This window comes from Streptomyces sp. NPDC057280 (assembly GCF_042668605.1).
Lineage (GTDB): Bacteria > Actinomycetota > Actinomycetes > Streptomycetales > Streptomycetaceae > Streptomyces.
Map to the genome: position 1 here is coordinate 1,560,207 of NZ_JBHUYR010000002.1, position 25,148 is coordinate 1,585,354.

Genomic DNA, 25,148 nt, shown 5'->3' on the forward strand with positions numbered 1-25,148 from the left:
CGGAGGCGACGCGCGTAGAAAGTAGCGTGCACAGGTGTCAGGGCGGTGAACAGGTGTGCAGTGAATTTCTACGCGCGTAATCTCCTGCGTGATCACGTCAGTTGTCAAGGTTTCGGCCATGTACGGGACCTGACGGGGAGATGAACCGGGCGGCATGGGTCCAAATCCGTCTAGGCTGAGCGGCTGAGTGGTAAGACGCGATGTCTAGGAGAAGCAGCCGATGTCAGACAGCTCCCCCCTGCCCCCGGTGCGGCTGCACCCCGAAGCGGAGCTGGCGCGGGACGCGCTGTCCACGCCGCTGCTCTCCCGGGCCGCCCGGCTGGCCCGCTGGGCCTCTCCCGAGACCCGCGTCGACGCCGGCGGCGGACTGATCGAGGACCAGCTTCCCGCCGCCGCCGAGTTCCTCGGCCTGACCGGGGACGACGCCGCGGCCTGGGCGAGTGAGGCCTGGCGGGTCGCGATCGACACCGGGCTCGTCGAGATCACCGACGAGGAGGAGGGCACCGTCGCGGCCGGCGAGGACCTCGCCCTGCTCACCGGCGGCTCCCCGCAGGACGTGCTCGGGGTGTGGCTCGGCGCGCTGGACACGGTCGTCGCCGACGCGAGCGTGCCTGACCTGGACGATCTGATGGACGCCATGGACGAGGGAGGCGAGATCGACCTCTCCTCCCTCGACTGGGACCCGGAGGCCGAGGCCGACTTCCTCGACGGCGTGCTCGGCAACCTCTATCTGCTCACCGTCAACGAGGACGGCCCCGGTGACCGGCCGGTGCCGCTCCCCGCGCTCGCCGCGTCCATGATCGTGCCGAACGACATGGGAGAGCCCACCAACGACGTCCTCGAACAGGTCTCCGACGCGATGATGCGCCTCGACGACCAGTTCCGGGTCCTGGAGCCGATCGGGCTCGTCGAGTACCAGCCCGTCGACGAGGCGCTCATGGCCGACGCCGACGAGGAGCCCGCTGCGCCGGTCGACGACACCGACGTCTCCCGCTACGGCATGGTGCGCCTGACCCCGCTCGGCCTCTACGGGCTCCGGGCGCGGCTCCTCGAGGCCGGGTTCGCGGCGCCCGCCGTCGGGGACCTCGTCGACAAGGGCGCGGACGCCCTGCTCGACGGCACCGCCGGTTTCCCGCCCGGGGCCGCGCAGGCCGAGACCGAGCAGTGGCTGGCCCGGCGTGAACCCCTCGCCGCCGCCCGGGAGTTGCTGGCCGCCAGCCGGGGCGGGGACGCGGGCGCACCGCTGCGCCGGCTGCGCTGCCAGCAGGCGCTGTCCCTCGTGGGACCGGAGGCCGAACCGGCGCTGCGGGCGGTCCTCGACGACCCGGAGCTCGGCGGGCTGGCCCGCGTCTGGCTGACCGAGCGCGGCGCCACGGACGTACCGCCGCCCTCGGAGGCGATGATCTTCTGGCTCACCGTCGACACCGTCGCCGCGCAGCTCGCCGCCGAGGGCAACTCCGAGGAGCTGCAGGGGCTCGTGGAGGGTCTCGCCCAGCAGCACAGCGGGTTCTTCGCCGCCGCGTGGCGGGTGGACCACCCGGCCACCGCGGACGTGCTGGAGGCCATGGGACGGCTGCACCCGGACAAGAAGATCGCGAAGGAAGCGCGCAAGGCGGCCTTCAAGGCCCGCTCGCAGCACGGCGGTTGACCCGGGGCGGTGGCGGTGGACCGCAGCGCGGTCAGGGTGTGCCGACGGATTCATGGAAGCGAACATGCGGACGTCGTCCCCTGTTCAACCCCTGTTCAGGCGTGGGCGGGACGGTGACGCCGACCCGAGGTCCGCCACCTCCCACGGCACACCCACCGCCACACAGGAGACACCATGTCGCTCACCCGCAGGGACTTCGCCAGAAACTCCGCGATCACCGGTGCCGGTGTCGCGCTGGCCGGCAGCGTCGGCGCCCTCGCCACCGCGCCGCAAGCCCTCGCGTCCACCGACATCGACGCCGAGAGCGGGGCGGACGCTCGCGGCGGAGTCGGCTACGGGCCCCTGATCCCCGACCCCGACGGCATCCTCGCGCTGCCCGCCGGATTCAAGTACCGCGTCATCACCTACAGCGGCAGGACCAAGCTGGAGTCGGGCGAGATCACCCCGTCCAACCACGACGGCACGGCCACCTTCGACGGCCCCCGCGGCACCACCCTCCTCGTCAACAACCACGAGCTGAAGGGCCCGCGCGCCAACTGGAAGTACCCGGTCCCGCTCACCGAGGGCCTGGTCTACGACCCCGCCGCGTCCGGCGGCTGCACGGTCGTCGAGGTCCGCCCCGGCGGACACGTCGCCGAGTGGGTCGGCATCGCCGGCACCTCCACCAACTGCGCCGGCGGACGCACCCCTTGGGACACCTGGCTCACCTGCGAGGAGACCGAGGACAAGGCCGGCTCCAACGGCATGACCAAGGACCACGGCTACGTCTTCGAGGTCGACCCGGTCGACCACCGCGCCAACCGCGACCCCAAGCCCCTGAAGTTCTTCGGCCGGTACGCCCACGAGGCCGTCGTCATCGACCCCCGGCGCGGCCACGCCTACCTCACCGAGGACGCGGCCTCGCCCAACGGCCTCCTCTTCCGCTGGACCCCGCCGAAGGGCTTCGAGCACGGCCGCGGCAAGCTGCGCACCCTCGCCGACGACGCCGGCGCCCTCCAGGCCTTCAAGTGCTTCGACTCCGGCGGCCAGTTCGTCGACGACCTCTCCCGCGCCACGAAGATCGGCACCGTCTACGGCGTCGACTGGGTGGACGTCCCCGACCGCGACGCCAAGACCGTCGCCGTCCGCAAGCAGTTCACCGCCGGCCAGGTCACCCGCGCCCGCAAGCTGGAGGGCATGTGGTGGGGCGACGGCGGCGCCTACATCGTCTCCTCCTACGCCCGCACGGAGAGCCCCGTCCAGCACGACGGCCAGGTCTGGTTCTACGACCCCAAGCGCCGCACCCTCACCCTGAAGGTGCTCCTCGGCGTCAACCCCGACCCTTCCGTCGACGGCGCCTTCGACGGCCCCGACAACATCACCGTCTCCCCGTACGGCGGCCTCGTCATCGCCGAGGACGGCGAGGGCGTCCAGCACCTCTTCGGCGCCACGGACAGCGGCAGGACGTACCCGATCGCCCGCAACGAACTCAACATCGGCACCGAAGAGGAGCCCGAGTACAGCGAGTTCACCGGCGTCACCTTCTCCTGCGACGGCAGGACCCTGTTCGCCAACATCCAGACCCCCGGCATCATGCTCGCCATCACCGGCCCCTGGAAGCGCCAGAAGCGCGGCTGAATTTAATTGGGTCGCCCACCCGCGGCACGCCTCCTAGAGTGAAACACGTCCAGGTGCGAAGGCAGGACCTACTTCCACTCATAATGGGGCGGCCGCGGGTTCGAGTCCCGCCACCGGTACAACGCGCCGGTGTAGCTCAGGTGTTAGAGCACCTTTGTCGGTTCCGCCGACCTGAACTCTGGACACCACAACTTCATGCACCTCCCGGTGCGCGGGCCGCGGCTACTTCTTCTCCCAAAAGATCCCATGCCGCAGCCGACTTGATCTCGGGAGGCGCAGCTCAAGGTGGGTGCCCGGTGCGCAGGCGGCGGATACTTCCGGAACTGGTGGGGTAGATCCTCGTGCGGGTTCGAATCCCGTCATCGGCTCAGGGTCGATGTGGCGGAACGGAAGACGCGCCAGTCTTTTCCGCAGCCGACTTCGAACTCGGGCACCCTCCTTTTGCTGCGCCTCCCTCCGAAACCACAGTGAATTCGGGGGAATTCGGCATGTCGCGATTCAACAGGAAGACGGCACGCGCGCAGCCCACTTCGCGCGTCACCTCCACGGGCCGCATTCTGCGTACCTTCCAGGGCGGCCGAGGCCGTGAGCGGGACGCGCGTTCCGAGCTCTTCCTGCTCGCCGTCGCCAACTTCGTCGCGCAGGACACCTTCTACGAGACCGGCGCCGACCGCGACGACCGGTTCGCGACGCTCGTGCGGGAGCTCGCCGTCACCGACCCGGAGTGGACCGCAGGTCTGCTCGGCTGGCTGCGCGGCGAGGGCAACCTCCGTACCGCCTCCGTCGTCGGCGCCGCCGAGTACGTGAAGGCGCGCCTCGACGCGGGCGCCACCGGCGGCCCCTCCAACCGGCAGGTCGTCGACTCCGTGCTCCGGCGCCCGGACGAGCCCGGCGAGCTGCTCGCGTACTGGACGGCCACCTACGGCCGCAACGTGCCCAAGCCCGTCAAGCGCGGCGTCGCCGACGCCGTACGACGTCTCTACAGCGGCAAGTCCCTGCTGAAGTACGACACCGCGGCCAAGGGCTACCGCTTCGGCGACATCCTCAACCTGGTGCACGCGGTGCCCGACCCGGACAAGCCGTGGCAGGGCGAGCTGTTCCGGTACGCCCTCGACCGCCGGCACCACCCGGACACGGCCGTGCCGCCCGCGTCGAACCGCACGCTGGTCGCCCACCGTGAGCTGATGGCGCTGCCGGTCGCGGAGCGGCGTGCGGTCGTCACCTCCGAGGGCGGCGCCGAGCGGCTCGCCGCGGCCGGGATGACCTGGGAGGCGCTGGCCGGGTGGCTGCAGGGGCCGATGGACAAGGAGGCCTGGGAGGCGGTCATTCCGTCCATGGGCGCGATGGCGCTCGTGCGCAACCTCCGCAACTTCGACCAGGCCGGTGTCTCCGACGAGGTCGCGGCCCAGGTCGCGGCGCGGATCAGCGACCCGGCGGAGGTCGCGCGGTCGCGGCAGTTCCCCTTCCGGTACCTCGCCGCGTACCAGCACGCGCCGTCGCTGCGCTGGGCGTACCCGCTGGAGCAGGCGCTCGGCCACTCGCTGGCCAACGTGCCCGCGCTGCCCGGCCGGACGCTCGTGCTCGTCGACCGCTCCGGCTCGATGTGGGGTCCGCTGTCGAGCCGCTCCCAGCTCAACCGGGCGGACGCGGCGGCGATCTTCGGCACGGCGCTCGCGCTGCGCGCCGAGCGCGCCGACCTCGTCCAGTTCGGCACCACCAGCGCGGAGGTGCGGTTCCGCAAGGGCGAGTCGGTGCTGAAGATCCTGGAGCGCTTCGGCAACCTGGGCGGCACCGACACCACGGGCGCGGTGCGCCGCCACTACCGGAAGCACGACCGGGTGCTGATCGTCACCGACGAGCAGTACGCGTACAGCCACTACGGCGACCCGACCGAGCAGGTCCCCGCCGACGTGCCGGTCTACACCTGGAACCTGGCCGGCTACCGGGCGGGTCACGGCCCGTCGGGCAAGGCGAACAGGCACACCTTCGGGGGCCTGTCGGACGCCGCGTTCCGGATGGTTCCGCTGCTGGAGAGCGCTCGCGACGCCGACTGGCCGTGGGCGGCCTGAGGCCGCGCGCGCAGGCAGGGCCTGGCCCGCACTTCACGGGGAGTGCGGGCCACACCCTTGTCGGCCTCCCTCACTGACATCTAACATTTCAGTTGTGGAGGCCATACCGCGTACGTTGCTCAGAGACCGCGCCTACGCAGCCCTCAGGGACGCCATCGTCGCCGGGGAGCTGGAACCCGGCGCGGTCGTGCGGGACGCCGATCTCGCCGAGCGGCTCGGGCTGTCGCGGGCGCCGGTACGGGAGGCGTTCTCGCGTCTGGTCGACGAGGGGCTGCTGGAGAGCAAGCCGCAGAGCTACACCCGGGTGACGCCGGTGGTGGCCGCCGACGTACGGGACGCCGCCGCGGTCGTCGGCGCCATGCACGAACTGGTCACCCGGATCGCCGTGCCCCGGCTGTTCGCCGCGGACATCGAGACGATGCGCACGGCCAACGGGCGCTTCGCCGCGGCCGTCGCCGCGGGTGACGTGGACGGCGCGCTCCAGGCCGACGACGAGCTCCACGACGTCCTCGTCCGCGTCAGCGGCAACCGCGCCGCCGCCGCGACCGCCGCCCGCTACACCCCCCTCATCCGCAGACTGGAACGCCGCCGCTTCGGAGAGGGCGGCACCTGCCGCTCGGCCGGACTGCACGAGCGGCTCATCGAGGCCTGCGCGGCCGGCGACGTGGACGCGGCGGTGCGGGTCACCGCGGAGATCTGGCGCGGGCTGGCCGAGCTCGCGGACAGCGACTGACCAGGCGACCGACCCAGGGAGGCCCCCATGTCCCTTTCCTCGTACGAGCGTTACCCCCTCCTCTTCGGACCCTCACCCGTCCACCCCCTGGAACGCCTCACCGCACACCTCGGCGGCGCGTCCGTGTGGGCCAAGCGGGAGGACTGCAACTCCGGTGTCGCGTACGGCGGGAACAAGACCCGCAAGCTGGAGTACCTCGTCGCCGACGCCCTCGCGCAGGGCTGCGACACCCTCGTCTCCATCGGCGGCGTCCAGTCCAACCACACCCGGCAGGTCGCGGCCGTCGCCGCCCGCGCCGGGCTCAAGTGCGTGCTGGTGCAGGAGAGTTGGGTGGACTGGCCGGACGCGGTCTACGACAAGGTCGGCAACATCCTGATCAGCCGGCTCGCGGGGGCCGACGTACGGCTGGTGCGGGCCGGGTTCGGGATCGGGTTCAAGGAGAGCTGGGAGCAGGCGCTGCGGGAGGTGGAGGAGTCGGGCGGGAAGCCGTACGCCATCCCCGCCGGCGCCTCCGACCATCCGCTCGGCGGCCTCGGCTTCGCCGGCTGGGCGTACGAAGTCGCCGAGCAGGAGCGTGAGTCGGGGGTCTTCTTCGACACCGTCGTGGTCTGCTCGGTGACCGGCTCCACCCAGGCAGGCATGGTCGCCGGGTTCGCCGCGCTGGAGGAGGCGGGCGGCCGGCCGCGGCGGGTGCTCGGCATCGACGCCTCGGCGAAGCCCGCCGCCACCCGGGAACAGATCGCCAGGATCGCCCACGCCACCGGACAACTCATCGGAGTCAAGCGGGAGTTGACGGTGGACGACGTCGAGCTGGACGAGCGCTACCACGCCGGTGTGTACGGCATCCCCGACGACACCACCCTCGCCGCGATGCGCCTCGCCGCCCGCACCGAGGGGATGGTCACCGACCCCGTCTACGAGGGCAAGTCGATGGCCGGGATGATCGACCTCGTCGAGCGCGGCGAGATCGGGCCGGACGCGACCGTGCTGTACGCGCACCTGGGCGGGCAGCCGGCGCTGAACGCGTACAGCGCGCTGTTCTAGCCGACGGGGCGGAGCGGGGTCAGGGTTCGAGGTCCACCACACCTTTGCCGGTCGCGATGTCGAACGGCACGGAGGCCTGGTCGTGCGTGATCAGCCAGGTGCCGCGGGTCTTCCGGAGGCAGTAGGTGATCCTGACCCACATCCCGTCGATCACCGTCCCGTCCTTCAGGGTGCCGCCGAGACGGGCGAAGGCGTGCCCGAAGGCGAGGTCGTCGCCCACGGTGAGCGTCAGATCGCGGACCTCGTACGCGACCGTCTCGAATCCCGTGAACACGGGCTCCCAGTTCTTGAGTTTGGCCTCGACGCCCACGTGTTGGAGCGGCGGCTGGACGTCGAAGGACACGATGTCCGGCGCGTACAGCGGCCGCAGGGCCTCGGGGTCCTTGGCGTTTAGGCCCTCGACGAGCTTCTCGATGTGCCGGCGGATCTCCGCTTCTTCGTTTCCCATGAACTCGACGCTATGACCGCGCAGTTATCTTGTCCAAGACCGATATTGCTATGAGGTTATGCGTCCGGAGGCATGATGGAGCTGAACGCGCTCAGGCAGTTCCTGGTGGTGGCGCGACTGGAGCACCTCAGCCGCGCCGCCGACGAGTTGCGCCTCGCCCAGCCGTCGCTGAGCCGGACCATCGCCCGGCTGGAGAGCGAACTGGGTGCCCCGCTGTTCGACCGGGGCGGCCGGCTCCGGCTGAACGACAGCGGCCGGATCTTCCGCGACCACGTCGAACGTGCCCTGGGCGAACTCGACGCGGGACGGCGTGCCGTCGCCGAGGCCTGTGGCGAGGGACCGGGCGTCGTGCGGCTGGCGTCGGAGACCTTCCTCACCCTCTCGGGACCGCTGGCCGCCTACAAGCGCGCGCATCCCGCCGTCGAGATCGCGCTGCACTGGTCGCCACCCGAGGACATGGCCCGTCGACTGCGCGCCCAGGAGGTCGACCTGTGCGTCACCTCGCAGCCGATCCACGCCGAGGGGCTGGAGTCCGTGGCGCTGTTCGAGGAGCCGGTGGGTGTGGGCACACCGCTCGGTCATCCGCTGGCCGGGCGGACGTCCGTCACCATCGACGAACTCGCCGACCAGCCCTTCGTCACCGCACGCGAAGGGCACTGGCTGCGGCGGCTCCTCGACCGGCTCTTCGCGGCGCGGGGCCTCACCCCGCGGATCGTCTGCGAGACCGACGAGCACAGCGCCATCGCCGACCTGATCAGCGCGGGCCTCGGCATCGGCCTCGCCCCCGCCATCGCCCGCCGCAGCGCCACCCAGGCGCCGGCCGCGTGGATCCCGGTGGACAGCCCGGACTGCCGCCGCACGGTCACGCTGCACTGGGGCGCCCAGAACCACCTGCCGGCTGCCGCCCGCTTGATGCGTGCGGTGATCACCGAGTGGGACTGGGGGATGGAGGATGGACCCGGCGGGTGACGCTCCCCCGGGGCGGCGTCGTCAGAGCGGCGCCACCGCCCCCGTGCGCCTGTCGGACGGACCGGCGCCCCCCGCCCGTGCGCCTGTCGGACGGAACGGCGCCCCCCGCCCGTGCGCCTGTCGGACGGAACGGCGCCCCCCGCCCGTGCGCCTGTCCGGCGGGGCGGCCGTTCCGGGGTGCCCGGGAAGGGCGGCGGCTCACAGAGCCTGGGCGGCCGGCTTCACCATTCCCCTCACCGTGCGCGACTTCACGAAGTCGCCCATCGCCGTCATCTCCCACTCGCCGGAGAACTGCTTGATCAGCTTGGCCATCATCACGCCGGTCTGGGCTTCGGCGTTGGTGAGGTCGAAGCGGACCAGTTCCTCGTCGGTGGCGGCGTCCACGAGGCGGCAGTAGGCCTTGGCGACCTCGGTGAACTTCTGGCCGGAGAAGGAGTTCACCGTGAAGACCAGGCCGGTGACCTCCTGCGGGAGCCGGCCGAGGTCGACGACGATCACCTCGTCGTCGCCGCCGCCCTCACCCGTGAGGTTGTCGCCGGAGTGCTTGATCGCGCCGCCGACGATCGACAGCTTGCCGAAGTAGCAGCTGTCGATGTGGTTGCGCTGCGGGCCGTAGGCGATGACCGAGGCGTCCAGGTCGATGTCCTTGCCGCGGTACGCCGGCTCCCAGCCGAGGCCCATCTTGACCTGGGAGAGCAGCGGGCGGCCGCCCTTGACCAGGGACACGGTCTGGTTCTTCTGGAGGCTGACGCGGCCCTTGTCGAGGTTGATCTTCCCGGTGCCGGGCGCGTGCGCCGGCGGCGGGGGAGCCGGGGTGGTCATCGGCGGGGCCGGAGGGGTGACCGGGGTCTGGATCGTGGGCTGTGGCGGGGCGACCGGCTGGGGCGGTGCCACCGGGGCCGGGGCCGGTTCCTCGACCGTCACGCCGAAGTCGGTGGCGATGCCGGCCAGGCCGTTGGCGTAGCCCTGGCCGACCGCGCGGGCCTTCCAGGCGCCGTTGCGCAGGTAGATCTCCACGACCACCAGCGCCGTCTCGGTGCCGAGCTGCGGGGGCGTGAAGGTGGCGAGGACGGAGTTGTCGTCGGCGCTGCGGATCGTGGCCGTCGGTTCGATGCCCTGGAAGGTCTGGCCGGCGGCGTCCGGGCTGGCGGTGACGACGATCTTCTCGATGCCCGCGGGGACGGCGGTGGTGTCCACGGTGATCGCGTCCGGCGCCGCACCCCCGCCCGAGCGGTAGGTCACGCCCGGGCCGTTGGGCTGGTTGTAGAAGATGAAGTCGTCGTCGGAGCGCACCTTGCCGTCGGCGGTGAGCAGCAGGCCCGATACGTCGAGCCGCACCGGGGCGGCGACGTCCACCGTCACGCGCGCGGTGGAGAGAGGGATGTTCGAGCCGGGGGTCATAGCTGTCATGACCGGTGAACGATCCAGCCCGCTTTACCGTTCCCTTACCCGCGACCGTTCGGATCGGAGCGGGGGACGGGGGTGGATCAGCGGCGGTTGCGGGGGTGGTTGCGGGCCGTGCGTTCGTTGCCGCGCTTGTAGTTCCCGGTCCAGCGGGCCATGACGAGCTGAGGGTCGGCGGCGGACTCCACCTCGGCGAGGAACTGGGCGGCCCGGGGGCCGTGGAGGGTGGTCGCGGGGCGGTGGTGGTGGGTGATGTGGACGGTTCCGTTGGCGTGGGCCTCGTAGCTGAAGCCGTGCGGGGTGGGCATGGCGGGATGGTAGGGGGCCGGGTGGGGGTGGGCGCCAAGGGTTTTTCGCCCACCCGCCCCTACCGGGAGACCTCTAAGGCACCACCACGATCTTCCTCCCCACCCCCGCCGCGAACTGCTCCAGCGCCTCCGGATACCGGTCCAGCGGGATGCGGTCGCTGATGAAGACCTCCGGGTTCAGCACCCCGTTCGCGAAGAGTTCCGCCGCGCGCTCGAAGCTGTGCAGGACCGCCATGGAGCCGGTGATGGTGATCTCCTGGTTGTAGATGCGGTACGGGTCGATCGTCACCTTCGTCGCGTAGTCCGCCACGCCGAACTGGAGGAACGTGCCGGCCTTGGCCACCCGGTCCAGGCCGTCCTGGATCGCCGCCGCGTTGCCCGTGGCGTCGATCACCAGGTCCCAGCCCTGGGGCCGGTCCAGCTCGTCCGCGTGCGCCGCGGAGGCCGAGACGCCGAGCCGGCGGGCCGTCTCCAGGCGGGCCGGATTCACGTCGATCATGTCCACGCTCGCCGCGCCCGTGCGCTTGGCCAGCTCGAGCATCATCAGGCCCATCGTGCCGGAGCCGTAGATCAGCACATGGGCGCCCAGGCGGGACTGGAGGACGTCGTAGCCGCGTACCGCGCACGACAGCGGTTCCACCAGCGCCGCGTCCTGGGTGCGGACGTGGTCGGGGAGGCGTACGCAGTTCGCGACCGGGGCGACCGCGTACTGCGCCGCGCCCCCTGCTGTCGTCACGCCGATCGCCGCCCAGCGTTCGCAGAGGTTGTTGTGGCCGGTACGGCAGTAGCGGCACTCGTGGCAGTAGAGGGAGGGGTCTACCGCCACCCGGTCGCCGAGCGTCAGCTCCGTGACCTGGGAGCCCAGCCCGACCACCTCGCCCGCGAACTCGTGGCCCGGCACGATCGGCAGCTTCGGGGCGAACTCGCCCTGGAGGATGTGGAGGTCCGTGCCGCACAGCCCGCAGGCCGCGACCTCGACCACCACCTCCCGCGGTCCCGGCGTCGGGTCCGGGACCTCGGCGACGACGGCCCTGCCCACGGACTCGATGACGGCGGCCTTCATTTCACGGCTCCCAACGACAGGCCCTGGACCAGCTTGTCCTGGGCGGCGAACCCCGCGGCGAGCACCGGCAGGGAGATGACGAGCGACGCGGCGCACACCTTCGCCAGGAACAGGCCCTGGCTGGTGATGAAGCCGGTCAGGAAGACGGGGGCCGTCTCGGCGACCACGCCGGTCAGGACCCGCGCGAACAGCAGCTCGTTCCAGCTGAAGATGAAGCAGATCAGCGATGTCGCGGCGATGCCGGGGAGGGCGATCGGGGCGACGACGCGCGCGAGGATCGTGGGCAGCTTCGCGCCGTCCACCCGCGCCGCCTCGATGATCGCCACCGGGACCTCGGCCAGGAACGACTGCATCATCCACACCGCGATCGGCAGGTTCATGGACGTGTAGAGGATGACCAGCAGCCAGATGTTGTCCAGCATGTCGGTGTTCTTCGCGAAGAGGTAGATCGGCAGCAGGCCCGCCACCACCGGGAGCATCTTCGTCGACAGGAAGAAGAACAGGACGTCCGTCCACTTCCGGACCCGGTTGACGGAGAGGGCGTAGGCCGCGGGGAGCGCCAGCAGGAGGACGAGGAGCGTGGAACTCACCGAGGCCACCGTCGAGTTGATCAGCGCCGGCCAGGGGCTCGCACCGCCGCCGGTGCCGAAGAACTCGCGGTAGCCGTCCAGGGTCAACGCGGCGCCGAAGGACGGGGGGTTGGTCGCGGCGTCCGACTCCGAGTGGAAGGACGTCAGGGCCATCCAGGCGATGGGGAGGAAGAAGAGGATCCCCAGCAGCCAGGCAGTCACGCCGAGGCCAAGTCCCTTGCGCTTCAGGGTGGTTGCGCTCATGCCCGGCCCACCTCCTCGCGGAACAGAGACGACACGACGCGCAGGGCGAAGGTCGCGATGATGATCGAGCCGATGACGACCAGGACGCCCGCGGCCGAGGCGAGGCCGTTCTCGTGGGCCTGGTAGAAGCTCTGGTAGACGGTGTACGGGAGGTTCGCCGTGCCCAGGCCGCCCGAGGTGATCGTGAAGACCGCGTCGAAGTTCTGGACGATGTAGATCGAGCCCAGCAGGGCGCCCAGTTCCAGATAGCGACGCAGGTGCGGGAGGGTGAGATGGCGGAAGATCTGCCAGTCGCTCGCCCCGTCCACCCGTGCCGCCTCCAGCTGCTGGGGGTCACGGCTCTGCAGGCCGGCCAGCAGGATCAGCATCATGAACGGGGTCCACTGCCAGACCAGGGACGCCTCCACCGCGAGCAGCGGGGTGCCCGAGATCCAGTCGGGCTGCGGGCCGCCGACGTAGTGCAACAGGCCGTTCAGCAGGCCGTACTCGGGGTTGTAGAGGACGTGCTTCCACAGCAGCGCCGCCGCCACCGGGACCACCAGGAACGGGGCGATGAGCAGCGTGCGGACCACGCCCCGGCCCCGGAACCGCCGGTCGAGGAGCAGGGCGAGGACCAGGCCCAGGACCAGGCTGGCCAGGACCACGGCCACCGTCAGCAGGACCGTCGTCCACACCGAGTGGCGCAGGTCCGCGTCGGTGAGGACCTTGCGGTAGTTGTCGACGCCCGTGAAGTGGCGCGCCTTCGGATACAGGGCGTTCCAGTCGAAGAACGAGATCACCAGCGTGGCCACGAACGGGAGCTGGGTGACCGCGATCATGAAGATCAGGGCGGGGAGCAGCGGGGCCCGGGTGGCCCAGGCGCGCAGCCGGGCCGACGGTTGGCGGGTGGTGCGTACGGGTGTGGTGGCCAGGGGGGCCGTCGTCGTCGCGGTCATCGTCCCTCGTACTCCTCGGAGATCTTCTCGGCGAGCCGCTGGGACTTGCTCAGCGCCGACTCGACGGACTGGCGTCCGGCGATCGCCGCGCTGATCTCCTGGGAGACCTTGGTGCCGAGATCGGTGAACTCGGGGATGCCGACGAACTGGATGCCGGGCGCGGGGCGCGGCTGCACCCCCGGGTCGGTGGGCCGGGCGCCCTCGATGGCCTCCTTGGTCATCTCCTGGAAGGCGGCGGCCTCTTGGCGGTACGCGGCGTTCGTGTAGGTCGAAGCGCGCTTGCCGGCCGGGACGTTGGACCAGCCGATCTCGTCGCCGACGAGCTCCTCGTACTGCTTGCTCGAGGCCCAGGAGACGAACTTCCAGGCCTTGTCGGGGTTGCGGGAGGCGTCCTGGATGCCCCAGGCCCAGGTGTAGAGCCAGCCGGAGGACGTGGTCTTCTCCACGGGAGCGGGGGCGTAGCCGACCTTGCCCTTGACCGGCGAGCCCTTCGCCTCCAGGGAACCGGCGGCGCTCGTGGCGTCGTACCACATGGCGACCTTGCCCTGGGTCATGTTGTTCAGGCACTCGGCGAAGCCGGACTGGGCCGCGCCGGACTCGCCGTGCGCACGGACCAGGCCGACGTAGAACTTCGCCGCCTTCTCCCACTCGGGGGAGTCGAGCCGGGCCTTCCAGTCCTTGTCGAACCAGGTGCCGCCGAAGGTGTTCACGACGGTCGTGAGCGGCGCCATCACCTCGCCCCAACCGGGCAGCCCGCGCAGGCAGATGCCCTTCATGCCGGACTCCGCGCCGTCCACCTTCGCGGCCAGGTCGGCGACCTGGGTCCAGGTGGGGTGCGCGGGCATCGTCAGGCCCTTCGCGGCGAACACGTCCTTGCGGTACATCAGGAAGGAGGACTCGCCGTAGAAGGGCTGCCCGTAGAGCTTGCCGTCGTCGCCGGTCAGGGACTCGCGCATGGGCTTGAGGACGTCCTGCTCGTCGTACGCCGGGTCCTTGGCGACGTAGGAGTCCATCTCGTGCAGCCAGCCGTTGCGGGCGTAGATCGGTATCTCGTAGTTGGAGAGGGTCGCCACGTCGTACTGGCCGGCCTGGTTGGCGAAGTCCTGGCTGATCTTGTCGCGGACGTCGTTCTCCGGCAGCACGGTGAAGTTGACCTTGATGCCGGTCTCTTCGGTGAAGCGGGGCGCGAGCTTCTGCAGCTCGGTCATCTGGGGGTTGTTGACCATGAGGACGTTGATCGAGTCGCCGCCCGATCCCGCCCCGCCGGCTCCGGCCCAGCAGCCGGAGAGCAGCGGGGCGAGCAGCGTCCCTGCGGCGGCCAGGGCGAGCGGGGCTCGCGGTGGCCGTCGTCGGCTCGGGGTTCGCATGGATCGCTCCTGGACATATGGGGAGATAGAGGGCACGACAGGGTGTGGCGTGCCGCATCAAGGGGTGGGTTGGGTGTGTCAGACGCGGATGACTTGTGGCCCGAGCAGGGAGTAGCGGTGGGCCTCCGCCGACGGCAGCAGGGTGCTGGTGACGATCGCCTCCAGCGCGCCGATCTCCGCGAACCGGCAGAAGCTGACCGCCCCGAACTTGGTGTGGACGCCCGCGAACACCGTGCGGCGGGCGGCCCGGATGGCCTGCGCCTTGACCTCGCTGACGGCCGGGTCGGGGGTGGTGAGGCCGTGTTCGCGGGAGATGCCGTTGGCGCCGATGTAGGCGAGGTCGATGACGAAGCCGGCAAGCATCTTCGTCGTCCAGTGGTCCACGGTGGCGAGCGTGCCGGGGCGGACCCGGCCGCCCAGGAGCAGCACGGAGGTGTTCTCCGCCTCGGCGAGCACGCCGGCCACCGGGAGGGACGCGGTGACCACGGTCAGCGGGCGGTCCCTGGGCAGCGCCTCGGCGATGAGCTGGGGGGTGAAGCCCTCGTCGACGAAGACGGTCTCGGCGTCGCCGAGCAGGTCGGCCGCGGCGGTGGCGATCCTGCGCTTCTCGGGGACGTGGCTGGTGGCGCGGAAGGCGAGCGTCGTCTCGAAGCCGGCGCTCTCCACGGGGTAGGCGCCGCCGTGGGTGCGGCGGATGAGGCCGTGGTCCTCCAGGGCGCGGAGGTCTCGGCGGATGGTTTCCTTGGCCACGCCCAGCTCCTCGGCGAGGGCGTTGACGTCGACGGAACCGGACCTGCGGGCGGCGTGGACGATATGTCGCTGACGGTCTTCCGCTGTGCCGGTCATGTCGTCACCCGCCTTCCTGTGCGTTGCCCGTTCGGGCGTCTGCAGGAAGTTCTACAGCGGGTGTGGTGTGGTGACCAGGCCTGTTACAGGGGTGATAGTGACCGGGTGCGCCCGTTCGGGCAGCATGCGCCCAGGTGCTCGAGGTGTGTTGTCGGCGGGCGACTGCGGGTTCGTTTGGGCTGGTCGCGCAGTTCCCCGCGCCCCTGGAGTGGCGCTGGCGCGTCACGATCCAGGGGCGTCACCTGTGCCCGAAAGCACTGCGGGCGGGCCCGTTCGGTGCCCGTCCGCAGTGTGATCAAGACGAACTAGTACGGCCAGATCGGCGGGTCGCTCACGAAGTGGCCGCCCAGATAGGCGTGGGCGATGTTGTCCGGGTCCAGGTCGCCCTGTTCGGCGATCAGCTTCTCGGCGTACGGCTCGGAGTCGTCCTGGGGGTCGTAGCCGAGGGCGCGGGCCGTGGTCAGGTCCCACCACAGGCGGGTGTTGGCGGAAGAGCCGTAGACGACGGTGTGCTTGACGTCCTCGGCGGTCAGGGCCGCGTGCAGGAGACGGGCGCCGTCGGCCGGGCTCATCCAGACCGAGAGCATCCGCACGCTGGTGGGCTCGGCGAAGCAGGAGCCGATGCGGACCGAGACCGTCTCCAGGCCGTACTTGTCCCAGTACAGCTGCGCGAGGTCCTCGCCGAAGGACTTGGACAGGCCGTAGAAGGTGTCGGGGCGGCGCGGGGTGTCGACGGGGATGAGCGGGTCGTCTCCCTCGGGGCGGGGGGTGAAGCCGACCGCGTGGTTGGAGGAGGCGAAGACGATGCGCGGGACGCCCTCCTCACGGGCGGCCTCGTAGAGGTTGTAGGTGCCCTCGATGTTCGCCTTGAGGATCTTGTCGAAGGACGCTTCCAGCGAGATGCCCGCGAGGTGGATGATCGCGTCGACGCCCCGGACGGCCTCGCGGAGCGCGTCCCTGTCGGCGAGGTCCGCGACGATCGCGTCCGGTGCGCCCTCGATCGGGCGCAGGTCGAGCAGGCGCAGGTCGTAGCCATAGGAAGGGAGCAGGTCTCGCATCAGGGTGCCGAGGCCGCCGGCGGCGCCGGTGAGCAGAACAGTGCGGGGCGCGGGCATGCTCGGCTCTCCTTGGAGTGGACCGTATTCACATTCGTGGACAAGCTAAGGATCACCGGCTCGTCGCGTCAAGGGTAGTGCGCCTCGTGTTCATGAACATAAACTTCGATCAGAATCGCGTACGTTGATTTCTCTTGTCCGACGCCGCCGTTTCTCGTTCCAGGGAGTGCCCGTGACGCCTGCCGACCTCACCGCTCGCCTCGGCATCCCCAGCGGGCCGCTGTTCTTCCCCGTCACCGCCTACGGCCCCGACGGCGCCGTCGACCTCGACACCTACCGCGCGCATGTGCGCCAGGGCGTCGAAGCGGGAGCCGCCGCCGTGTTCGCCTGCTGCGGCACCGGGGAGTTCCACGCGCTCACGCCCGAGGAGTTCGAGGCGTGCGTACGGGCCGCGGTCGAGGCCACCGAGGGACGGGTGCCGGTCGTCGCGGGCGCCGGGTACGGCACCGCGCTCGCCGTGCGGTACGCGCGGCTCGCCGAGACGGCCGGCGCGGACGGGCTGCTCGCCCTGCCGCCCTACCTGGTGATCGCCGGGCAGCAGGGGCTGCTGCGGCACTACCGGGAGATCGCCGCCGCCACCGCGCTGCCCGTCGTCGTCTACCAGCGCGACAACGCCGTGTTCACCCCGGAGACCGTCGTCGAACTGGCCCGTACGCAAGGGATCGTCGGGCTCAAGGACGGGCTCGGCGACCTCGACCTGATGCAGCGGATCGTGAGTGCCGTACGCAGTGAAGTCCCGGGCGACTTCCTCTACTTCAACGGACTGCCGACCGCCGAGCAGACCCAGCTCGCCTACCGCGCCGTCGGGGTGCCCCTTTACTCCTCCGCCGTGTTCTGCTTCGCGCCCGAGATCGCCCTCGCCTTCCACGGGGCCCTGGAAGCCGGGGATTCGGGGATGGCGCAGCGGCTCCTCGACGGCTTCTACCGTCCGTTCGTCGAGCTGCGCGCGCAGGGCCGCGGGTACGCCGTCGCGCTGGTGAAGGCGGGGGTACGGCTGCGCGGGCTCGACGTGGGGGAGGTCAGGCCCCCGCTGCACGAGCCCACCGAGGACCATGTGAAGCGGCTCGCGCAGATCATCGAACGCGGCTACGCGCTGCTGGAGGAGGGCAAGTGAAGGCGTCGACATTCGTCTACCCCTGGGACGTCAACGGAGATCCCCGGGCCGCCGCAACCATCGCGGCCACCGGCGTCCAGCAGGTGACGCTCGCCTCCGCCTACCACTCCACGCGCGCGCTGACCCCACGGCACCCGCGCCACCGCATCGTCACCGCCGAGCACGCGGCCGTCCTCTACCCCACCGACGACCGTTGGCAGGGACGGGAGTTGCGCCCCTACGCGGCCGGCGACTGGGCGCCCGGCGACGCCTTCGGCGAGGCGGCCGCCGCGCTCACCGACGCCGGTCTGGACGTGCACACCTGGGTGGTCCTCGCGCACAACTCCCGGCTGGGCGCCGAGCATCCGGACACCTCCGTCGTCAACGCCTACGGCGACCGCTACCCCTGGGCCCCGTGCATCGCCCAGCCCGCCACGCGCGCGTACCTCGTCGACCTGGCCGCCGAGGCGGCGGTACGGCCGGGCGCCCGCGGCACCGAACTGGAGTCCCTCGGCTGGTACGGCCTCCAGCATCTGCACGCCCACGACAAGACCGGCGGCGTCGGCCTCGGCGACGCGGGCCTGTACCTGATGGCGCTCTGCTTCTGCCCCACCTGCCGGGAGGGATACGGCGCCCAGGGCGTCGACGCCGACGAGCTGGCGGGCGTCGTCCGCGCCGCCCTGGAGCCGGTGTGGCGGGGGGCGTCCTCCGACGGGGGCTGGGCCGCAGTGGAGAAACTCCTGGGCGCCTCGATGGCGGGCGCCACCCGCGCGTGGCGGGACGAGACCGCCCGCACGCTCCAGGAGGCGGCGGTGACGGCGGTGCGCGGGGCCGCTCCGGCGGGGTTCCAGATCCTGCTCCATGCCGACCCGGTCTCGTACCACGTGGGCGCCAACGCCGGCGTGGACCCCGCGCACATTCTGTCCGTCGCGGACGGGGTGGTCGTGCCCTGCGCGGGCGGGACGGGCCTGCTGGCTCCGTTTGCCGAGGTGGCCGGGGTGACCGGGGCGAGTGGAGTGGCCGGGGTGGCCGGGGTGGCCGGTGGGTCGGTCATCGCCGCCAACTTCACCATCGTCTCCGGCATGGGCGGCAGCCCCGGCACGCTCGCCTCGGACGCGGCACGCGCGCGTGCGCTCGGGGCGACGGAACTGCGGCTGTATCACGCCGGGTTGGCGTCGGACGCGGATCTGGAGGCGGTGCGGTCGGCGCTCGCCGGGGTGTGAAGCAGGGGGAGGGCGGTCGTCAGCCACAGCACAGTCAGGACGGGCAACAGCAGCCGTAGCCCGACCAGTTCGACCAGTGCCGCGCCCGCGGCCAGGCCGAGGACGTTCGGTGCGAACACCAAGGTGTTGGCCGTGGCGACGGTACGGCCGAGCAGGGCGTTCGGGGTCTCCCGCTGTACGGCCGTGAGCACGGTGATCAGCACGCACGGCAGGCCCAGGCCGATCGCCGCGCTGCATGCCAGCGCCAGCGGGTCGGCCGGTATCGCGCGCAGGCCCGCCGCGACAGCCGTCAGGGCGATGCCGTACGCCGCGAACCGGCGTTCGCCGAGGCGCCGCAGCGCGGGGCCGGAGAGCAGGCCGACCGTCAGGGAACCGGCGCCTTGCACGGCGTACAGGACACCGGTGTACGCGGGGGAGTGGCCGAGGGCGTCGACGACGGCGTAGATCAGTGCGCCGTTGAGGCCCGCGAAGAGCATGGCGGTGCCGCCGGCCAGGACGAGGGGGCGCAGTCGGGGGTGCCGCCAGAGGTGGCGGGCGCCTTCGGTGGTCCGGGCGCGCCAGGTGAGGTCGGGGGGTTGCGGCTCGGAGTGGGGGGCGGGTTCACGGACGCGGAGGCGGGTGTACAGGGCGGCCGCGGCCAGGAACGTGGCGGCGTCGAGGAGGGCGACGGCGGGTCCGCCGTACGCCGCGTAGAGGCCTGCCCCTGCGAGAGGGGCCAGGAGTTTCATGCCCTCCGCCGCCGACATGCGCAGGCCGTTGAAGTCGCCGAGGAGGGTGTGGTCGACCGCCGTGGCGACCAGGGCGGACTCGGCGGCGTCGTGGACGACGCCGGTCGCGCCGTACACGAAGAGCACCGTGAAGAGGAGCCACACGGTGTTCGGGGAGTCGACGGTGACCAGAGTGAGCAGGAGGGTGGCCAGCAGTAGATTCGCCCCGATGAGCAGGGGTTTGCGGCGGGTGCGGTCGGCGAGTGTGCCGAGGACGGGGCCGGCCAGGGTGGGGGTCCACATGGTGAGCATGCACAGGGCGGCGAGGCCGTTCGAGCCGGTGAGGTCCTTGACCCAGACGCCTGAGGCCAGCCAGAGGGCGGAGGTGCCGAAGCCGGAGACGATGACCGCGGTGAGGTAGAGGCGGGCGTTGTGGTCGTGGAGGAGGGGGCGGGGAGGGGTTGACCGGGGTGTCATGCCTGTTGATCGTGGCGCTAAGGAGGGGGCTCGGGGATGGGGAAGGTGCCTTAGAAAGCGACTCGGGGAGAGCGGATCGCCGGGGCGGCGATGAGTTTCGGGGGCGAGGGCGGTCCACCCTCCAGACGACCCCCTGAGGAGAGACCAATGACTGACGCACCCCTGGATCTCGGACCGCAGACCCGTGTGGTGGCGCGCCTTGCGGAGGCGGTGAGCGATGAGCAGCTCGCCGGCGGGACGCCGTGTCCTGAGTACGCGGTCCGCAATCTGCTGGGCCATCTGCTCGGCCTGTCCGTTGCGTTCCGTGATGCTGCGCGTAAGGATCTCGGCGCCACGACCGACACCCCGCCGACCGCGAGCGTTCCGGACGTCGGTCCCGGCTGGCGCGAGGAGTTGCCCAAGGTGCTGGCCGAGCTCGCGGACGCCTGGCGCGACCCGGCTGCCTGGACCGGGATGACCCGGGCCGGTGGGGTCGATCTGCCGGGGGAGGTCGGTGGCGCCGTCGCGGTCGATGAGCTGGTGATCCACGGCTGGGATCTGGCCGTCGCGACCGGGCAGCGGTACGAGCCCGACCCTGCCGCGCTTCAGGCGACGTACGGGTTCCTGCTGGCTGCCGCGGAGGACCCGAGTCGGGGTGGCGGCATCTTCGGGCCGGTGGTGCCGGTTGCGGACGATGCGCAGTTGTTGGAGCGGGCGGTCGGGCTGAGTGGGCGGACGCCGGGGTGGACGCCGTCCTGAGGTCGTGTTGTGCGTGGTTCGGTGCGTTGGGGGTCGGGGCCGCGCCGGGGGGTGTCCGTCCTCGGAACGGCGCGGAATCGGTCACTTTTAGAGGGCGCCCGTGTTGACGCGCCAACCGCTGCGGGCGGACACCCCCCGACACGTCCCCTTCCCGCCGTACCCGGCTACAGGTACGTCGGGGCCAACACCCCAGGGGCGCGGGGAACTGCGCGACCAGCCACGACGTGCCCGCAGTCGAGCGACGGCCGTCGTGGCAGTCTCCTCGGCGCACTAAATGAGCGGCGCCCGGATGCGTTCCTGCCTACCCTCCCCGCATGTCTCTCAGCCTCACCGTGCTCGGCACCGCCTCCCCGCACCCCGGACCCGACACCCCCTGCTCCGGCTATCTGGTGCGCGGTGGTGGGGCCGAGGTGTGGGTGGACGCCGGCTTCGGGAGCTTCGCTGAATTGCGGCGGCACACTGATCCGGCGCGGCTCGATGCCATCTGGATCTCGCATCTGCACGCCGATCACAGCGCCGATCTGCTGGCGGCCGTGTATGGCCTGGCGTACGGGGGGCTCACGCCCGCCGCGCCCCTTCCGGTGTACGCCCCCGAGGGGTGCGCCCAGCGGATCGCCGGGTTCTTCGGGCGGGCGGACGTCGGTTTCCTGAGCGGGGTTCTCGACTTCCGGCGGCTTTACGAGGGGCATGTCGTCCGGCACGGTGAACTGGCGCTCTTCGCCCATGAGGTGCGGCATGACGTCGAGGCCTACGGGCTGCGGGCCGAGGCCGGCGGGCGGGTTCTCGCGTACTCCGGGGACAGCGGGCCCTGCCCTGCTCTCGGTGAACTCGCCCGTGACGCCGATCTGTTCCTCTGTGAGGCCGACATCGACACGCATCGCGAAAGCGAAGGCGGCGGGCAGGTGCATCTGACACCCGAGGACGCCGGGCGCGTCGCCCGGGCCGCCCGGGTGCGGCAGTTGGTCGTCACGCACGTGGGGCCCACGCTCACCCCCGAGGCCGCCACGGCCCGTGCCGCCGCCGTCTTCGCGGGGCCCACCGTCGCCGCCCGGGTGGGTGCGATCCACGTCGTGTGACCGTGGTCTCGACTTCCTTTGTCAGAAGCATTGACGAAGGCGTTGCCCCCTCCTACCTTCAACGCGTCGTACTTCGTACGTCATATATGAGACGCGAGATCAGATATCCGAGAGGCGCGCATGACCTCTGTGCCCACGCCGATCCCGTCCCGCACGCAGTTCGTGCTGGACGCGATCAAACACCGCATCCTCACCGGGCAGTTGACGCCCGGGCAGGCGCTGGTCGAGACCGACCTCGCCGCGCAGTTCGGGGTCTCCAAGACCCCGGTGCGCGAGGCGCTCAAGACCCTCGCCGGTACCGGACTCGTCGTGATGAGCCAGTACAAGGGCGTCACGGTGCGCATGGTGGACGCGGACATGGCGCGCGAGGTCTACGACGTCCGGCTGCTCCTCGAACCCGAGGCGCTGAAGCGGGCCGTCAGGAGAGGGGCTTCCCTGGACGAGGCCCGGGACGCGTTGACCCGCGCTGACCAGGCCACCGACGCCGCCGAGCGGTCGCTGGCCAACCGGGAGTTCCACCGCGCCCTGTATCTGCCGTGCGGCAACCCGCTGCTGGGCCGCATGCTCGACGAGGTCCGTGATCAGGCGGCCCTCGTCTCCGCCGTCGCCTGGGCGGCCTCGCCCTCCTGGGAGCGGGAGGCCGGTGAGCACCGCGAGATCCTGCGGCTCGCCCTCGACGGTGACGCCGACGGCGCCGCCCGCGCCCTCCACGCGCACATCGCCTCGTTCGTGCAACGGGCCTTCCCGGACGCCGCGTCCGAGGTCCAGGGAGAGGACGGTCCGGCATGACAGCGACGTTCGAGAGCCAGCGGGCCGCCCTGGCCGACGTGGTCGCCATCCCGGTGACACCCTTCGCCGAGGACGGCTCCGTCGATCAGGACGCCCACCGGGCCCTGCTGCGTCGGCTGCTCGACGGGGGGATCGGAACGCTCACCCCCAACGGGAACACCGGCGAGTTCTATGCCCTGGCTCCGGAGGAGCGGCAGCTCGTCACCGAGGTGACGATCGACGAGGCCGGTGAGCGTGCCGCGATCCTTGTCGGTGTCGGTCATGACGTGCCCACCGCTGTCGCCGCCGCGCGTCACGCCCGGCAGCTGGGCGCTGCCATGGTGATGGTCCATCAGCCCGTCCACCCGTACGTCTCCCAGGGCGGCTGGGTCGACTACCACCGCGCCATCGCCGAGGCCGTCCCCGAGCTGGGGGTCGTGCCGTACATCCGTAATGCGCAGCTGAGTGGTGTGCGGCTGGCCGAGCTGGCCGATCTCTGTCCGAATGTCATCGGTGTGAAGTACGCCGTTCCGGACGCGGCCAAGTTCGCCGGCTTCGCCCGGGACGCGGGGCTCGATCGGTTCGTCTGGGTCGCGGGGCTGGCCGAGCCTTATGCCCCCTCGTACTTCTCGGCGGGGGCCAGCGGGTTCACCTCGGGGCTCGTGAACGTCGCTCCGGCCGTTTCGCTGAACATGATCGAAGCGCTTCGATCCGGTGACTATCCGGGGGCCATGAAGGTCTGGGAGCAGATCCGGCGCTTCGAGGAACTCCGCGCGGCCAACGGCTCCGCCGACAACGTCACCGTCGTCAAGGAGGCTCTCGCCTCTCTGGGGTTGTGCCGTCGCGATGTCCGGCCGCCGAGCAAGGTGCTGCCCGAGGGCGAGCGGGACGAGGTCGCCGCCATCGCCGCCAGGTGGTCGATATGAGAGAGCGACTGAGTGCGGAGGAGCTCCGCAGCCATCAGTGGTACGGCACCGAAGGGCAGTTGCGCACCTGGTCGCACAACGCCCGGATGCGGCAGCTCGGTTACGAGGCGGAGGAGTACCGGGGCCGTCCGGTCGTCGCCGTTCTCAACACCTGGTCCGACATCAACCCCTGCCATGTGCATCTGCGGGAGCGGGCGGAGGCGGTCAAACGGGGGGTGTGGCAGGCCGGGGGGTTTCCGCTCGAGTTTCCGGTCTCCACTCTTTCGGAGACCTACCAGAAGCCGACCCCCATGCTCTATCGCAACCTGCTTGCCATGGAGACCGAGGAACTGCTGCGGTCGTATCCGATCGACGCGGCCGTGCTGCTGGGTGGTTGCGACAAGTCGACGCCGGCCTTGCTCATGGGTGCCGCGTCGGCTGACGTGCCGTCAATCTTCGTTCCTGCCGGGCCCATGCTGCCCGGGCACTGGCGGGGGGAGACCCTCGGGTCCGGTACCGACATGTGGAAGTACTGGGACGAGCACCGGGCCGGCCGTCTGACCGACTGCGAACTCCGGGAACTGCAGGGCGGGTTGGCCCGGTCTCCCGGTCATTGCATGACCATGGGGACCGCGTCCACGATGACGGCGGCGGCGGAAGCCCTGGGCATGACCCTGCCGGGCGCCTCCTCGATCCCTGCCGTCGACTCCGGGCACGAGCGGATGGCCGCCGCCTCCGGGCGCCGGGCCGTGGAGCTCGCCTGGACCGCGCTGAAGCCGTCCGAGATCCTCAGCCGTGCGGCCTTCGAGGATGCCGTCACCACCGTGCTCGGGCTGGGCGGTTCGACCAATGCCGTCATTCACCTCATCGCCATGGCGGGGCGGGCGGGCATCAAGCTCACCCTCGACGACTTCGACCGCATCGCCCGTACCGTCCCGGTGCTGGCCGACGTGCGGCCCGGTGGCCGGACGTACCTCATGGAGGACTTCTACTTCGCCGGCGGCCTGCCCGGCTTCCTGTCGCGGATCACCGACCTGCTCCACCTGGACCGGCCGACCGTCAACGGCACACTGGGCGGCCAGTTGGAGGGTGCCGTCGTCCACAACGACGACGTCATCCGTGATCGTGAGAACCCGGTCGCGAGCGAGGGCGGCGTCGCCGTGCTGCGCGGCAACCTCTGCCCGGACGGCGCGGTCGTCAAGCACATCTCCGCCGAGCCGCACCTGCTCAAGCACACCGGTCCCGCGGTCGTCTTCGACGACTACAGGACCATGCAGCGGACCATTGACGATCCCGCGCTGAACATCACCGCCGACAGTGTGCTCGTGCTGCGCAACTCCGGGCCCAAGGGCGGTCCCGGCATGCCCGAGTACGGCATGCTGCCCATCCCCGGCCATCTGCTCAAGCAGGGGGTGCGGGACATGGTCCGGATCTCCGACGCCCGTATGAGCGGCACGAGTTACGGTGCCTGCGTGCTGCACGTGGCGCCCGAGTCGTACGTCGGCGGGCCGCTCGCCCTCGTGCGCAGCGGGGACCTGATCACTCTGGACGTCGAGGCACGCTCCCTCCATCTCCATGTGGAAGAGGGGGAGTTGGCGCGGCGACGGGCCGCGTGGACGCCGCCGCCCGTGCGCTACGAGCGTGGCTACGGCGCGTTCTACAACGAGCAGATCACGCAGGCCGACACCGGCTGTGACTTCGAGTTCCTCGCCCGGAAGGGCACCGTGCAGGACCCGTACGCGGGCTGAACCCGAGCACTTCG

General features: G+C 71.1%; 23 protein-coding genes. 13 read left to right on the top strand and 10 right to left on the bottom strand.

Annotation, left to right across the window (positions count from 1 at the left end):
- Window positions 1-220: 220 nt before the first annotated feature.
- The 5 genes from ACFUO4_RS17635 (at window position 221) to ACFUO4_RS17655 (ending at window position 7,111) form a co-directional block, all read left to right on the top strand.
- Complete coding sequence (locus ACFUO4_RS17635) at window positions 221-1,648, top strand: hypothetical protein (protein WP_383485302.1); 1,428 nt, start codon at window positions 221-223, stop codon at window positions 1,646-1,648.
- 174 nt (window positions 1,649-1,822) lie between these two features.
- The gene (locus ACFUO4_RS17640) at window positions 1,823-3,265 is read left to right on the top strand and encodes an alkaline phosphatase PhoX (protein WP_383485305.1); all 1,443 of its coding nucleotides are present in this window, start codon (window positions 1,823-1,825) and stop codon (window positions 3,263-3,265) included.
- Between the two features lie 488 nt (window positions 3,266-3,753).
- A complete protein-coding gene (locus tag ACFUO4_RS17645; protein WP_079311741.1) occupies window positions 3,754-5,334 on the top strand; it encodes a TROVE domain-containing protein in 1,581 nt (526 codons plus the stop codon).
- Between the two features lie 103 nt (window positions 5,335-5,437).
- Window positions 5,438-6,067: a GntR family transcriptional regulator gene (locus ACFUO4_RS17650; RefSeq protein ID WP_383485767.1), complete on the top strand. Its 630-nt coding sequence runs from the start codon at window positions 5,438-5,440 to the stop codon at window positions 6,065-6,067.
- A gap of 27 nt (window positions 6,068-6,094) precedes the next feature.
- Window positions 6,095-7,111, top strand: a complete 1,017-nt coding sequence (locus tag ACFUO4_RS17655; protein ID WP_383485309.1) for a 1-aminocyclopropane-1-carboxylate deaminase — start codon at window positions 6,095-6,097, stop codon at window positions 7,109-7,111.
- Window positions 7,112-7,130: 19 nt separating this feature from the next.
- Here the strand turns inward: ACFUO4_RS17655 and ACFUO4_RS17660 are convergent, their stop codons facing one another.
- Entirely contained in the window at window positions 7,131-7,559 is a 429-nt protein-coding gene (locus tag ACFUO4_RS17660; RefSeq protein WP_383485312.1) for a YybH family protein, read from the bottom strand.
- Window positions 7,560-7,631: 72 nt separating this feature from the next.
- On the opposite strand from ACFUO4_RS17660, the gene ACFUO4_RS17665 reads away from it, so the two are divergent.
- A complete protein-coding gene (locus ACFUO4_RS17665) occupies window positions 7,632-8,528 on the top strand; it encodes a LysR substrate-binding domain-containing protein (RefSeq protein ID WP_383485315.1) in 897 nt (298 codons plus the stop codon).
- 198 nt (window positions 8,529-8,726) lie between these two features.
- On the opposite strand, the gene ACFUO4_RS17670 is transcribed toward ACFUO4_RS17665, so the two are convergent.
- The 8 genes from ACFUO4_RS17670 to ACFUO4_RS17705 form a co-directional block, all read right to left on the bottom strand.
- Window positions 8,727-9,929, bottom strand: a complete 1,203-nt coding sequence (locus tag ACFUO4_RS17670) for a TerD family protein (protein ID WP_128112349.1) — start codon at window positions 9,927-9,929, stop codon at window positions 8,727-8,729.
- An 86-nt stretch (window positions 9,930-10,015) separates the two neighbouring features.
- On the bottom strand, window positions 10,016-10,240 hold the full coding sequence (locus ACFUO4_RS17675; protein ID WP_059197308.1) for a hypothetical protein: 225 nt from the start codon (window positions 10,238-10,240) through the stop codon (window positions 10,016-10,018).
- 73 nt (window positions 10,241-10,313) lie between these two features.
- Window positions 10,314-11,303, bottom strand: a complete 990-nt coding sequence (locus tag ACFUO4_RS17680; RefSeq protein WP_383485318.1) for a zinc-dependent alcohol dehydrogenase family protein — start codon at window positions 11,301-11,303, stop codon at window positions 10,314-10,316.
- On the bottom strand, window positions 11,300-12,136 hold the full coding sequence (locus tag ACFUO4_RS17685; protein WP_383485321.1) for a carbohydrate ABC transporter permease: 837 nt from the start codon (window positions 12,134-12,136) through the stop codon (window positions 11,300-11,302). The genes ACFUO4_RS17680 and ACFUO4_RS17685 overlap by 4 nt, the downstream gene beginning before the upstream one ends.
- A complete protein-coding gene (locus ACFUO4_RS17690) occupies window positions 12,133-13,071 on the bottom strand; it encodes a carbohydrate ABC transporter permease (RefSeq protein ID WP_383485324.1) in 939 nt (312 codons plus the stop codon). The genes ACFUO4_RS17685 and ACFUO4_RS17690 overlap by 4 nt, the downstream gene beginning before the upstream one ends.
- Window positions 13,068-14,438 (bottom strand): sugar ABC transporter substrate-binding protein, encoded by a 1,371-nt coding sequence (locus ACFUO4_RS17695; RefSeq protein WP_079311733.1) that lies wholly within the window; start codon window positions 14,436-14,438, stop codon window positions 13,068-13,070. The genes ACFUO4_RS17690 and ACFUO4_RS17695 overlap by 4 nt, the downstream gene beginning before the upstream one ends.
- A gap of 78 nt (window positions 14,439-14,516) precedes the next feature.
- On the bottom strand, window positions 14,517-15,284 hold the full coding sequence (locus ACFUO4_RS17700; RefSeq protein ID WP_383485328.1) for a DeoR/GlpR family DNA-binding transcription regulator: 768 nt from the start codon (window positions 15,282-15,284) through the stop codon (window positions 14,517-14,519).
- A 305-nt stretch (window positions 15,285-15,589) separates the two neighbouring features.
- Window positions 15,590-16,399: an NAD-dependent epimerase/dehydratase family protein gene (locus ACFUO4_RS17705; protein ID WP_383485331.1), complete on the bottom strand. Its 810-nt coding sequence runs from the start codon at window positions 16,397-16,399 to the stop codon at window positions 15,590-15,592.
- Between the two features lie 172 nt (window positions 16,400-16,571).
- Between ACFUO4_RS17705 and ACFUO4_RS17710 the strand changes: the two genes are divergently transcribed.
- Entirely contained in the window at window positions 16,572-17,513 is a 942-nt protein-coding gene (locus ACFUO4_RS17710) for a 5-dehydro-4-deoxyglucarate dehydratase (protein ID WP_079311730.1), read from the top strand.
- Entirely contained in the window at window positions 17,510-18,715 is a 1,206-nt protein-coding gene (locus tag ACFUO4_RS17715; protein ID WP_383485334.1) for a hypothetical protein, read from the top strand. The genes ACFUO4_RS17710 and ACFUO4_RS17715 overlap by 4 nt, the downstream gene beginning before the upstream one ends.
- Here ACFUO4_RS17715 and ACFUO4_RS17720 read toward each other — a convergent pair.
- Entirely contained in the window at window positions 18,652-19,899 is a 1,248-nt protein-coding gene (locus ACFUO4_RS17720; protein ID WP_383485337.1) for an MFS transporter, read from the bottom strand. The genes ACFUO4_RS17715 and ACFUO4_RS17720 overlap by 64 nt on opposite strands.
- 147 nt (window positions 19,900-20,046) lie before the next feature.
- Here ACFUO4_RS17720 and ACFUO4_RS17725 point away from each other — a divergent pair, with 147 nt between their 5' ends.
- From ACFUO4_RS17725 to araD, 5 genes are all read left to right on the top strand, one after another.
- Window positions 20,047-20,637, top strand: a complete 591-nt coding sequence (locus ACFUO4_RS17725; protein WP_079308263.1) for a TIGR03086 family metal-binding protein — start codon at window positions 20,047-20,049, stop codon at window positions 20,635-20,637.
- 314 nt (window positions 20,638-20,951) lie between these two features.
- A complete protein-coding gene (locus tag ACFUO4_RS17730) occupies window positions 20,952-21,713 on the top strand; it encodes an MBL fold metallo-hydrolase (protein WP_079308262.1) in 762 nt (253 codons plus the stop codon).
- A 120-nt stretch (window positions 21,714-21,833) separates the two neighbouring features.
- Window positions 21,834-22,502: a GntR family transcriptional regulator gene (locus ACFUO4_RS17735; protein WP_079308261.1), complete on the top strand. Its 669-nt coding sequence runs from the start codon at window positions 21,834-21,836 to the stop codon at window positions 22,500-22,502.
- Window positions 22,499-23,407 (top strand): dihydrodipicolinate synthase family protein, encoded by a 909-nt coding sequence (locus ACFUO4_RS17740; protein ID WP_383485342.1) that lies wholly within the window; start codon window positions 22,499-22,501, stop codon window positions 23,405-23,407. Before ACFUO4_RS17735 ends, ACFUO4_RS17740 begins: the two co-directional genes overlap by 4 nt.
- Window positions 23,404-25,134 carry an L-arabinonate dehydratase gene (gene araD / locus ACFUO4_RS17745; protein WP_383485344.1) on the top strand — a complete coding sequence of 577 codons (1,731 nt, stop codon included), beginning with the start codon at window positions 23,404-23,406 and terminating at the stop codon, window positions 25,132-25,134. The genes ACFUO4_RS17740 and araD overlap by 4 nt, the downstream gene beginning before the upstream one ends.
- The last annotated feature ends 14 nt before the right edge of the window (window positions 25,135-25,148 follow it).